The organism is Deltaproteobacteria bacterium, from assembly GCA_029860075.1.
In the GTDB taxonomy this organism is placed as follows: Bacteria; Desulfobacterota; JADFVX01; order JADFVX01; family JADFVX01; genus JAOUBX01.
Genome location: JAOUBX010000112.1, coordinates 1 through 12,034, shown reverse-complemented (window position 1 = coordinate 12,034; position 12,034 = coordinate 1). Strand labels below are relative to the sequence as shown.

Sequence of the window (12,034 nt, the reverse complement as noted above, 5' to 3'; positions counted from 1 at the left end):
CAAGTTTCGAAAGAACGTCGATATTACAGGTACTTATGAAATCAGACTACAAAACAGATATTGCTGAACCTGATAACCAGCTGATTTTATTCAATTAAACGTTGGGACACTAGTGACTTCAAATGAAAAAAATATTTTTTATTGCACTGATTCTGCTTCAGTCTCTGCCTGCCCGGGCGGCGGTCATTGATCCCGACTTCGATTTTTCTACCCTTGAAACAGAGCATTTCTACATTCATTACCACCAGGGACTCGATGAGGCGGCGGAAAAGATAAGGTCAATTGCTGAAGATACCCATGAAAAGATAGTCAAGCTCTTTCAATGGGAACCCCGGGAAAAGACCCATGTCGTGCTTATCGACAGTATGGATTTTGCCAACGGTTTTGCCAATGCCATTCCCTACAATATGGTCTATCTTTTTGTCACGCCACCTCCCATTGATGCCACCATCGGAGAGTACGATGACTGGCTTACCATGCTTTTTGTTCATGAATATACCCATGTCATTACCCTCGATTCGGCAAGGGGCTTTTCCAAGGTTACGAGATCCATATTCGGCAAGACGATTCCCGTTGGAGATATTATTTCACTTATTCTTTTTATCTATACGACACCGCCCAATGAACTTCTTCCCCGCTGGTGGCTCGAAGGCGTGTCCACATGGGCGGAAACGGAATTTACCACAGCAGGCAGGGGGAGAAGCAGTTATTACGAGATGATTTTAAGAATGGCTGCAGCTGAAGATAATCTTCCCAGGGTGGATGAAATCAACGGCAACCGGCCTGACTGGCCGTCGGGGAGCCTGCCCTATATTTTTGGCTTGAGGCTTCAGAAATATATTGCCGACAAGTACGGTAAAGAGGTTCTTGGAAAGCTGAGTATGACCCATGCGGGAAGAGCGCCTTATTTTCTAAACGGCGTTCCCAAAAGGTTTTTTGACGGCAAGCATTATGTCAATCTCTACAGGGAGATGACGGAAGAATTAATGGATCATCAATGGGGCCAGATCAAAAGGCTTAAAGAAGCGGGGCTGACGAAAGAAAGACGCTATGCAATCGACGGAGAGAAAGTCTCCAACCCGCGCATATCAAGGGATGGAAAAAAGGTGGCCTTTACCCTCTCCGACCCCCACCTGCACACGGTCCTCATGGTTATGGACAGTGACGGAGGCAATGTGAGGGAAGTCGTGCGCCGCCTTCCCTCCGATCATTCTCTTGCCTGGTCGCCTGATGGAAAGAAGATCTATTTTACACAGGCCGAGATTTATGGCGGTTTTAATATTTACCAGGATATCTATTCCTATGATCTTGAAAATGAAAAGTTAAGACGCCGCTCCAGGGGACTGAGGCTTAAAGATATCGATATTTCACCCGATGGGCGTGAGCTTGCGGCAGTCGTTAATTACCGGGGCAGCCAGAACCTTGTTATTGCTCCCCTGCCGGAGGACAAGAAAAAAGGCTTGATAAAAAAAGGAGCGCTTCAGAAAGTGACTGCCTATTCTCTTTTGCGCCTCGATTCTCCCAGATGGTCGCCTGACGGCGGAAAGATTGCCTTTTTATTAAAAGGGAATGAAGGGAAAAGCAGTCTCTGTATTTATGACAGGACAAGCAGTGAACCGGCAAAAGTGTTTGAAGTAAATTATGACCTGTCCTCTCTCTCATGGTCGCCTGATGGAAAACAGATTATCTACTCCTCTGATGAAAGAGGTGTCTATAACCTTTTTTCTTATTCAATGGTCGACGGAAGGAAGACACAACTCACCAATCTCCTTGGCGGGGCCTTTCATCCCGACCTTTCACCTCATGGAGAAAGGGTCTATTATTCAAGTTACCGTTCAAAGGGGATGCAGATCGCCTCCATGGAAATGCGTGAAAAGCGGGACAAAGCATCGCCCCTTATAAAACCCTACTGGAAGGAAAGCGGCAGCGAAGGAAGTATAGAGGGCAAACCTTTGCAACTATCGGCCCCTAATGCGGGTAATGAAGGAGGCCATGGTGGAAAGGATATTGAAACTATTGTGCGGGCTGCCAGGCCCTATTCCATCGGAAAGAGCATCCTTCCCCGATTCTGGCTTCCCGCTTTTTATGGCGACCATGACGGCGCCGTGGCAGGCGCCTTGACGGCAGGGACGGATGTTCTCGGTTATAATGCTTACTATCTGCAAGGCGGGTATGGCCTGGGAAGCGGAGAGAACTATCACCATGCCATGTACCGGAACGACTATTTCTACCCCACTTTTTTATTACAGTCCTATTCACGCCCTCTCGTTTATTCCAATGAATGGCAGCTGGATAACTTTTATGAAAAGGAAAAAGGCGCATCAATACAGATATCGACGCCCCTTAATCGTCTCGAAAGAGGCATTTCTTTCATTACCGGTTTTGAATGGCAAAAAAAGGAGGCCCTTAGTGATCTCGTGACCGGCACATTTGAAGGCCAGCCTGTATTCGAAGGCAAAAGCAACAATGCCTTCGCCGGAATACGTTACGGCAGCGCCCTCAAATATCCTTATTCAATCAGCAGGGAAGAGGGAATTGACGCATCCCTGATTTATAAGCGGTATTCGCCCGGCACAGGGGCTGATTTTGAACTGAAGGCCTGGATTTACGACCTCTCTGCCTATAGGCCTTTTCCCTTTACTTCACGAAAGGTGAATGATGTTATCTCCCTGTCGCTGAAAGGGGGAGCGTCAAGCGGTGATGATATCTACCAGATGAAGTTCCACCTCGGTGGCGATCCCAACTTTTCCGAATTTCCATTACGGGGTTACCCTGCACGCTTTCTCTCAGGCAAAAATATAGCCACAGCCAGTCTGGAATACAGGATACCCCTCTGGTATATCCTGCGGGGATGGAATACAAAGCCCTTTTTCTTTGACAGACTCCATATGGCGGGATTTGCCGATGCAGGGACCGTATGGGATGATTCAGACAGCTACAAGTGGGGAAATATCAGGACCGGTATCGGTCTTGAAGTGAGATTTGATATGGTCCTTGGCTATCTCCTGAAAATAACACCCGCTCTGGGAGTAGCACAGGGCATGGGACATGACGGGGAGACGCAGGGTTATTTTACTATTTATGCCGATCTCTGAAGCTAAAAGAGTGATTAGAACCTGATTTTTACGGATTTCACATGATTATTGATTGTAGAGACGTTCCGGTGGAACGTCTCAGGGATACAACCCGGTGGAACGTTTATTAAGGAGACGACTCACCGAGTCGTCTCTACGGTTTTTGTAACAAGATCAATTCAACTGATAAATCAACATCTCTGTTCTATAAAAGAATTTTCTGGATGACATCACTTATTCTATTTGCTAGACTTCCAGTTCCTGAAGCAATTCCGGAATAAACTTTATTTATTAAGATGATATGGATTCTCTCTTCCCTTGACTTCCCAAATGACTGACGCGCAAAACAATGATAAGAGCGCTGTAATTGAAGCCAAAGGCCTTGTTAAAAGGTATAGCGGCGCCAGTGTCAACGCTGTGGACGGCATTGATTTCACCGTGGCAAAGGGCTGTTTTTTCGGCCTTCTGGGGCCAAATGGGGCAGGGAAAACGACGCTTCTCTCCATGCTTACGACTCTCATGAAACCTACTTTGGGCGATCTTAGGATTGCAGGCTGCAACCCGGAAAAAGAAGCCCGCCATATCAGGGAATGTATCGGATTTGTTCCCCAGGAAGCGGCCCTTTACCCCACACTGACGGCGAGAGAAAACCTCAATTTTTTCGGCAGCATGCAGGGGCTGTCAGGTTCGGAGTTGAAGGAGAGGGTTGAATCATGCCTGGATATTGCAAAGCTCAGTGATTATGCCCATATGGCGGTAGAGAAACTTTCGGGGGGCCTTAAAAGACGTTTAACTATCGTGGTGGGACTCATTCATAACCCTCATATTCTCTTCCTCGATGAACCGACCGTCGGTATCGATCCCCAGTCACGCATCTTTATTTACGACAAGCTGAAAAAACTTAACCGTCAGGGAATGACCATTGTCTATACCAGTCATTATATGGAAGAGGTGGAGCGCCTTTGTCATGAAATTGCAATCATCGATCAGGGTTCTATCATTGCCGGGGGAAAGATAGAAGAACTCCTGGCAGGGCAGGGCCAGAAGGTGCTGGAAGTCCGTACGGCGGAAGCCTTGCCTGTTGACCTGAAGGCGAAAGTGGAGGCCCTTGGGGGGGTGTCGGAGGTCTATGTGGAGGGTAAGTCGATTACCATGCGGAGCAGTTCTCCGCAGCGGTCGGTTATTGAAATGGTAAGCCTTCTTGAATCGGAGGGAATCAATATTCTTTCCATGTGCCATGGGGCGACCAACCTGGAGCAGCTATTTATTGCCCTGACGGGATCAAGGCTGAGGGAATAGAGATGATGATAAATTTCCAAAGGCTCATAGAGGCCATTATTAAAGAGACAAAAATCATTACCAGGGACAAGGAGGCCCTTCTCATCCTTTTTATTATGCCCCTGGCCTTTGTGCTTATCATGTCCCTGGCCATGCGCGATGCCTTCAGGGAAGAGGGGGGCGTTACTTTCCCTGTTGTCATTCATGACCTCGATGGCGGCAGGGTCGGTGATGAGCTGGAAAAGCGTCTTGGAGAAATAAAAAATCTCAAAGTGAGCAGAATCAAGGGGCCGGAAGGTATGACCGGTGAAAGGCTGAAGAAAGACCTTGCCGCCGGAAGATACTCTTTTGCCGTCAAAATTCCGGAGAAAGCAAGTGAAAGGGCTTTGAAACGGGTGGATGAGCAGTTCGAACTCTTCATAGGGAGTGAAACGGCGGAAGTATCCCTCTCGCTTTTGTCCGACCCGGCGTTGCGGGGTGATCATGTGGCCCTTGTTTCGACTTCAATTAACCGGGTGTTGCAGGGTATTGAGAGCGGATTTTTTATGGAACGTTTTAATCGTTTTGTAGAAGAGATGGATATCGGTGACGGGATCAGGAGAAACGAATCGGGCTTGAAGCGGCTTTTCAGGGAAGTGGAAGCCGGGAATATCTCCATTGACGAGGGGAAAAGCATGCGTCCCTCTTCGGTCCAGCAGAGTGTTCCCGCCTATTCACTCTTTGCCATGTTTTTTCTCGTCATTCCGCTGTCAGGGGCCTTTATCAAGGAGAAAGAGCAGGGAAGCCTTCTCAGGCTGAAGATCATGCCTGCGCCTGCCTGGATCCACCTTGCAGGGAAAATTGTTCCCTATTTTTTTGTCAATCAGGTACAGGTGCTGCTTATGTTCCTTGCAGGCATTTATCTCGTGCCCCTTCTGGGGGGGGATCGTCTCCATGTGGGATCTTCCCGGGGAGGGATATTGATGATAAGTTTCAGCGCAAGTATTGCCGCCATCGGTTTCGGGCTTCTCGTGTCTGTCTTCAGCCGAACATCGGAACAGGCGACCACTTTTGGGGGGACTTCTGTTATAATCCTGAGCGCCATCGGCGGCATTATGGTGCCCAAATTCCTTATGCCTGATCTTATGCAGAAGGTGGCTGAACTTTCCCCGCTTTCCTGGGGGCTGGAGGGATGGCTTGATATCTTTGTTCGCGGCGGGGGGGCTAAAGACGTTTTGCCTGAAACGTCCCTGCTGCTTGGCTTTGCTTTTGTGACGTTTTCTGTGGCGCTTTGGAGATATCGGTCGTTGCTTAAGTAATACTTTTAACAAAAACCCACTTCTCAAGCTTCCCCCTTTAGTAAAGGGGGGAAATAAAAAATGAAGTAAATAGTTATATAATCATCATTTAAGGAGAACATACCTATCATGCCGGGTTCTGAAAACAAGGAACTGAAACTGGAATTAAAAACACTCATCATCGAAACGTGCCGCAAGAAGGTGGAACCCGGTGATTTAAGGGATGATGTGCCTATCATTGGTGAGGGCTCGGCCCTTGAGCTCGATTCCCTCGATGTATTGGAACTGAGCGGCGCCCTTTTATCCAAATACGGTATCCGCATTATGGACAGTAAGGATGCCTTCCGTATTATGAAATCCATTAATGCCCTGGCCGACGTTATTGAACCGTAGAACAAATGGGAGACAGGAATAAGGTAAAAATAAGCAGTCTTGCTGCCGTAACGCCCATGGGAAATGATGAGGATGAACTTGTTCTCAATATACGTTCCCGTTCGCTCCCTGCCTTTTATCCCCGTGCTTTGCCCGGACACCTGAAGGAAAAGGTCCGGGTAAGCGCCTTCGATGAGTCCTGTTTCCACAGGGTGGGTGACAGTTTTGAAGGCCTCATTTCCAGGGTTCTTGACCGTCTTGTTGCCGACCGGGGACTGAGTGAAGGCGAGCTTGCCCGTACAGGCCTGCTGGTGGGAACCTCGGGCTGTATTGTGGAGGCGGAAAGGGCCTTTATCAGGGAAAAGGAAAGAGGAGAGGGGCATCCCGTTCCCATCTCTATTGAGGGGGCTGGGAGCATGTCGCTGTCCCTTGCCCGAATGAGGGGCATCAAGGGCCCTGTCATTACCTTTACCACGGCTTGCACTTCGAGCGCCAATGCCCTCCTTTCTGCGTTAAGTCTTATTGAAGAGGGTGATCTTGAACGGGTCATCGTTATCGGCGCCGAAGTCCTTAACTCACTTACCATGAACGGCTTTTTTTCACTCATGCTGCTAACGTCTCATGGCTGCAGGCCTTTTGACAGGGAGCGCGAGGGTATACACCTTGGAGAAGGTGTGGCTGCTCTCCTGCTTGAAGCGACGGGCAACGATGACAAAGGCATTGTTCTTGCCGGGGGGGCAAATCTCTGTGACAGGGAAAACGTTATAAGTATCAGTAAGGACGGTTCTTCCATCAGGGCCGTTATGAATGAGGCCCTTGACTCGGCAGGGATAGGGCCGGAGCAGGTGAGGGCAATCAAAACGCACGGCATCGGGAGCAAAGATAACGATGCCGCCGAGGCGCTTGCCATGAAGAAGATCTTTGGAAAAAATATCCCTCCCTTTACGTCACTGAAAGGCTACTTTGGCCATACCCTCGGCGCCGCAGGCGCTATAGAACTGGTGGCCCTTCTGGCCTGTCTTAAAAGGGGTTTCATCCCCGCAGCGGCAGGTTTTTGCTCTGCTGACGAATTAATGGGCATTTCTCCCCTGGAGCAGGAAATACAGGCCGGGGCCGGTTACTATCTCCTTAATTTCCTCGGTTTCGGCGGAAATAATACGTCAATGGTGCTGCGCTATGAATGATCGAATCAGGGCCTATGTTCACTCAGCCGCAGCGCTTGGTCCCCATGGGGACCTTCTTTCCGAAGAGCGAAAAGCGCTGACGGGCGATGCCCGGGGGAGTGATCTGGGCGAGAAAATGAGCCCTTTTAAGGGGCCCGAACTGCGGCGCATTGCCCATTTTTCGGAACTCCCCATTGTTGCTTCTGCCGAAGCGCTTCACAGGATGGGTAAAAAGTGGCGGAAAGAGACGGCCCTTTATCTCGGTACGGGCCTTGGGGAGTCACAGGGAACGATCGCTCTTTTTAAGGATATTATGGAAGAAGCGAAGGAATTTGTTTCACCCTATGGATTCGTTAATTCCGTCAATAATACGGCCGCCTTCTTTATTGCCAAAATACTGGAAATAGAATCATCAAACATCACCATTTCCCAGGAGGAATTTTCCTTTGAATGGGCCCTTAAGCTGGCCATCAATGACCTTAAAAAAGACGCCTCTAACGCCGCCCTTGCCGGCGGTGTAGACGAACTTTGCCATCCCCGGAGCAGTCATGAAAAACGGATCAGGCTGGAAAAGAAAGATCTCATGGGTGAAGGGAGTGGCTGGCTCTATCTTGAAAAGGCGAAAAAGGGTGCAAAGGGTGAAGTTTTGGATGTCATTGCCTTTCCCCCATCACAAGGGGAGTGGCAGGAATGGGTTGCCCGCTCGGTCACTCCATGGACCGGAGAGGCCCAAGAGGTGGTAGTGCTGCCCGGTTTCAGGATGAAGGACGAAGAGATAAAGAGGATAGCTGCCCTTCTTCCCGGCTGCCGGATTGAAAACTATCTCCAATATTGCGGTTCCTTCCACACGGCTGCCGCCTTCGGCATCGCCTCCATTTTCGATAAAAAGCATGAGCGGGAAACCCTCTATATCCATATCAATCGTGATAGCACAAACCGGATCATGGTAATAGGTGTTCGGGCCTATGCAAGTTAACAAATATCCACCCTGTAGAGACGTCCCGGCGGGACGTCTAAAAAAGCAGCTTAACATAAAGAAGAAAAACCGATTTAATTCTATCACCAACAACATGGAAGGGCCATTCCACTCTCCCAAAAACAATGAACTGAAAGATAGCGCAAAAAAAATTTACAAAGAGAGATGAGTAAGATATAAAAAAGCAGAACAAATACTCGGGGGGAGTGAAAAAGGAAAAGAAGAGGCCTTGAAAAAACTGAAATCCCGGTGAGGTAAGGGTTGCCCTTTTTTATTAAGGTGTTATGTCGTCTTTATTCTTATGATTTATGTGCTGCAGGAGGCATTATGGCTAACTCAAACAAAAGAAGGTTCATTCCCAAAGACAAACCGAAATCCCTGGTGATCATGCTTGTAAGTTGTATTAAGGGATTTCTGCCAGGTATACCGCTTATGCTTGCCGGATATTATTTAAAGTATGAAATGCTTCTGGGGGCGGGAGTATTTTTTTACGCGCTATGCTGGTTTCTCTTTGCCGTTATGTGGATTGTCTATATCGTCGGTTCACTAAAAGGGAAGTATTGCAATGTTGAAGAGAGAGACTGGTGTGATCAGGTGTGGTAATTTAATCCCCCATCCTTTGCGTTACCTCAAAGCAGGATAAAAAAAGGCCATGAAGAACAGGATAAACCTGTTTTCCATGGCCTTTTCGTTTCAGCGTTAAGTTAATTACTTGATGGGACTAAGCAGAGCAGGTGATGTGACAAGCTCTCTTACGCCATGAGCATGGTGGTCGTTGTACTTGTTCTGGCTGCACCAGTCGGCAAAGTTATCGATATCCAGTGTTTCACAGGATTCTCTTACATTCCAGTTTACCTGGAAAGGTGAGCAGTGATCATTGCTGTAGCTGGTTCCTGTTGTAGAACCGGTATACCTTACGATATCGCCGCCGGGAGTAACAGGTTCCTTATCGTTAAATTTGACGGAACCATTTTTGTCCAGTATGAATACCTGTGCTTCAACTCTTAACCGGGGATTGGCGCATATTTCCGTCATACAGGCGCTGAGGCCGCCGCCGAGAGGCTTTACGCCCTTGCTGTTGATATCACAGGTCGTGTATACCCAGTGAACCTCGATAGTATCACCGGGAGCAATTCCTTCACAATGCTTGTATTCAACATGGCTTCCCCTGGCCAGTCTTTCAGCGGAAGGCTGCTTGCATGCCCAACCGGAATGATTGCCATCCTTGACATATTCAGAGTAGCTGGGCGCCTTGTGCTCGGCATTTCTATGAAAATGCACATTGCAAAGGTTCATATCCTTATAGTCGGGTGCTGTATTAAAAAGGACCTTGTTTGTACCCTTGGCAACACTGATGTCCCTTGGAGACTGGGGTCCTGCACCGACACAGTGATTATCCTTTCCCGTTTTTTTCCCGCCTCCATAAGCTACCCCTGTTAACATGACTACTGATAAAACTGCGACTAAAAAAATTCTCACTATCCTATCCTCCAAATAAAAGAAATTAATAAAGCGGGAAGCCCGCTTTACACGGTTTAATTAACCGGGCCAGAGGTATTTACCATAATGAGTATTCGCTTTTCAATTCTTTTTTTACCGTTCAAAACATTATTTCTTTTATCCTGACTTTTTTTCTTTTAAAATAGTCCTGAGGAGATAGAGCGTTTCATTCATAAAAATCTCATATCCTTTCTTGACATTGTTCTACGCAAAATTTAAGGTATAAGCATGAACCCTGAAATTAAAAGAGACCTTGCCCCACAATCGGAAGCGATCGAAAACATTCTTGAAAGCGCTCATGACATTTCAGAAAGCCTCAACGCGCTCAAGGTTGATCGGAATAAATCACGAATCTTTGAGGATACAGGCGTGAGGATTGAAATTTACCCCAATGATGAAAGGGCCAGGGGGGTCTATATGTGTATCAGGGGAGGGAAGGATATTGTCGTCGGCGTTATTCATGGAGGTCATGAACATTTTGACAGCACAAATCTGCAAGATGATGTTGCCGGAAAAGCCCTTGCCTATTTTAAGGCCCTCCTCCATGCAAAGCAGGTTACGACGGATAAGCTGAAACATGGTAAGCTTGTTTCGCGGGATACGCTTTTTAAAAATGGTGATGACGTGCTCAGTGAATCGATGGAGAGTGAAGTCCTTCTTAATATTTTCAGTTCAACCACTGTAGAGATTTACGAATTCAGTTTCCTGTAAGTCTTCTTTCTGATGCAGATAGACAGGGGTGATTTATGATTTTCAGAGCGCAACATTACCAGACGGGAAAATTAATCTTTTTAAAATTTGTAAAACTATCAAATCATTATTTCCCTTTTCCCCGTTTTTCAAAATAACCTTCCCGACTTTGATTTTACCCCTCATACCGTTTGACAAAAAGGGGCTTTCCCAGTAGTATTAGCATAATTTTTACCAATGCCGGAGGCACATAGATGGAAGAGCGTTACGACGCCGGAAAGATAGAAAAGAAGTGGCAGGAAACCTGGGCAAGGGAAGGTTCCTTTGAGGTAAAGGAAGACCCTTCAAAAGAGAAATACTACATACTGGAAATGTTTCCTTACCCTTCCGGGAAAATTCACATGGGCCATGTGAGAAACTACTCTATTGGAGATGTGGTGGCCCGCTTTAAGGCAATGCAGGGCTATAACGTTCTTCATCCCATGGGCTGGGACGCTTTTGGCTTGCCTGCTGAAAATGCCGCCATTCAAAACAAATCCCACCCCGCAAAATGGACCTATGAAAACATGGACTATATGAGAGTCCAGCTTAAAAAGATGGGTTTTTCCTATGACTGGTCACGTGAGATTGCCACCTGCCATCCCGCCTATTATCGCTGGGAGCAGCTTGTATTTACCAAAATGTTTGAAAAAGGGCTGGTTTATAAGAAAAACTCTACCGTTAACTGGTGCGACAATTGTCAGACGGTCCTTGCCAACGAGCAGGTTTCAGCCGAAGGGGAGTGCTGGCGCTGCGACAGTACGGTAAGAGACAGGGCGATTGAACAGTGGTTTTTTAAGATTACCGAATATGCTGATGAATTGCTCGACTATACGGACAAGCTGCCCGGTTGGCCTGAAAGGGTCCTTACCATGCAGAAAAACTGGATCGGCAAGAGTCGGGGCGCTGAAATTGACTTTAAAGTCGATGGTTCCAGTGAGATTATCAAAGTCTTTACAACCCGGCCTGATACCCTTTTCGGCGTTACCTTCATGTCGCTTGCTCCTGAACATCCCATGGTGGCAAAACTTGCCGCCTCTACGGACGAGGAAGAAGCGGTCTCCCGTTTTGTCGAAAAAATGAAGGGCATGGACAAGATTGACCGGACAGACGAGTCGAAAGAGAAGGAAGGCGTTTTTACGGGCGGCTATGCCGTCAATCCTGTAAACGGCGAGAAGGTGCCTGTTTATACGGCCAACTTTGTTCTCATGGATTACGGTACGGGTGCAGTCATGGCTGTTCCGGGCCATGACCAGAGGGATTTTGAATTTGCAAAGAAATATGATATTCCCGTCAAGGTGGTTATTAATCCGGAAGATGAGACGCTTCATGCTGAATCCATGGAAAATGCATTTACCGAACCGGGTGTAATGGTTAATTCCGCTAAATTTGACGGCATGGCCAGTGAAGAGGCGAAAGGGGGCATTACGAAAGAGCTCGAATCGAGCGGTGCGGGAAAGGGAACGGTAAACTTCAGGTTAAGAGACTGGGGCATATCGAGACAGCGCTACTGGGGAACGCCCATCCCAATGATAAACTGCGACAGCTGCGGCGCGGTCCCCGTGCCGGAAGACCAGCTTCCCGTGGCACTGCCCGAGGATATCGATTTTGACGCAAAGGCCATATCTCCACTTGCTGCGATTGAGTCTTTTGTAAATACTAAGT

The 12,034-nt window shown here is 47.7% G+C and carries 10 protein-coding genes; 9 read left to right on the top strand and 1 reads right to left on the bottom strand.

The annotated features are described in order from the left end of the window. The first annotated feature begins 122 nt into the window (after window positions 1-122). From OEV42_20210 to OEV42_20180, 7 genes are all read left to right on the top strand, one after another. Entirely contained in the window at window positions 123-3,095 is a 2,973-nt protein-coding gene (locus tag OEV42_20210; protein MDH3976594.1) for a BamA/TamA family outer membrane protein, read from the top strand. Window positions 3,096-3,404: 309 nt separating this feature from the next. Beyond that, complete coding sequence (locus OEV42_20205) at window positions 3,405-4,373, top strand: ABC transporter ATP-binding protein (protein MDH3976593.1); 969 nt, start codon at window positions 3,405-3,407, stop codon at window positions 4,371-4,373. Window positions 4,374-4,375: 2 nt separating this feature from the next. After that, window positions 4,376-5,650, top strand: coding sequence for an ABC transporter permease (locus OEV42_20200; GenBank protein ID MDH3976592.1), 1,275 nt, complete (start codon window positions 4,376-4,378; stop codon window positions 5,648-5,650). 108 nt (window positions 5,651-5,758) lie between these two features. Then, window positions 5,759-6,022, top strand: a complete 264-nt coding sequence (locus OEV42_20195; protein MDH3976591.1) for a phosphopantetheine-binding protein — start codon at window positions 5,759-5,761, stop codon at window positions 6,020-6,022. 5 nt (window positions 6,023-6,027) lie between these two features. Next, window positions 6,028-7,185, top strand: a complete 1,158-nt coding sequence (locus OEV42_20190; GenBank protein ID MDH3976590.1) for a hypothetical protein — start codon at window positions 6,028-6,030, stop codon at window positions 7,183-7,185. Then, complete coding sequence (locus tag OEV42_20185) at window positions 7,178-8,140, top strand: hypothetical protein (protein ID MDH3976589.1); 963 nt, start codon at window positions 7,178-7,180, stop codon at window positions 8,138-8,140. The genes OEV42_20190 and OEV42_20185 overlap by 8 nt, the downstream gene beginning before the upstream one ends. A 327-nt stretch (window positions 8,141-8,467) precedes the next feature. Beyond that, complete coding sequence (locus OEV42_20180; GenBank protein ID MDH3976588.1) at window positions 8,468-8,743, top strand: hypothetical protein; 276 nt, start codon at window positions 8,468-8,470, stop codon at window positions 8,741-8,743. 105 nt (window positions 8,744-8,848) lie between these two features. On the opposite strand, the gene OEV42_20175 is transcribed toward OEV42_20180, so the two are convergent. Beyond that, complete coding sequence (locus tag OEV42_20175) at window positions 8,849-9,619, bottom strand: delta-class carbonic anhydrase (protein MDH3976587.1); 771 nt, start codon at window positions 9,617-9,619, stop codon at window positions 8,849-8,851. A gap of 249 nt (window positions 9,620-9,868) precedes the next feature. Here OEV42_20175 and OEV42_20170 point away from each other — a divergent pair, with 249 nt between their 5' ends. Both OEV42_20170 and leuS read left to right on the top strand, forming a co-directional pair. Next, window positions 9,869-10,351, top strand: a complete 483-nt coding sequence (locus tag OEV42_20170; protein ID MDH3976586.1) for a hypothetical protein — start codon at window positions 9,869-9,871, stop codon at window positions 10,349-10,351. A gap of 233 nt (window positions 10,352-10,584) precedes the next feature. Next, window positions 10,585-12,034: leucine--tRNA ligase (gene leuS / locus OEV42_20165; GenBank protein ID MDH3976585.1), on the top strand; the 1,450-nt coding region annotated here is incomplete at its 3' end.

What these genes read in the sequence shown, in the direction of transcription:
- OEV42_20210 (MDH3976594.1), top strand. Translation starts at nt 123, where the DNA reads ATGAAAAAAATATTTTTTATTGCACTGATTCTGCTTCAGTCTCTGCCT.
- OEV42_20205 (MDH3976593.1), top strand. Translation starts at nt 3,405, where the DNA reads ATGACTGACGCGCAAAACAATGATAAGAGCGCTGTAATTGAAGCCAAA.
- OEV42_20200 (MDH3976592.1), top strand. Translation starts at nt 4,376, where the DNA reads ATGATGATAAATTTCCAAAGGCTCATAGAGGCCATTATTAAAGAGACA.
- OEV42_20195 (MDH3976591.1), top strand. Translation starts at nt 5,759, where the DNA reads ATGCCGGGTTCTGAAAACAAGGAACTGAAACTGGAATTAAAAACACTC.
- OEV42_20190 (MDH3976590.1), top strand. Translation starts at nt 6,028, where the DNA reads ATGGGAGACAGGAATAAGGTAAAAATAAGCAGTCTTGCTGCCGTAACG.
- OEV42_20185 (MDH3976589.1), top strand. Translation starts at nt 7,178, where the DNA reads ATGAATGATCGAATCAGGGCCTATGTTCACTCAGCCGCAGCGCTTGGT.
- OEV42_20180 (MDH3976588.1), top strand. Translation starts at nt 8,468, where the DNA reads ATGGCTAACTCAAACAAAAGAAGGTTCATTCCCAAAGACAAACCGAAA.
- OEV42_20170 (MDH3976586.1), top strand. Translation starts at nt 9,869, where the DNA reads ATGAACCCTGAAATTAAAAGAGACCTTGCCCCACAATCGGAAGCGATC.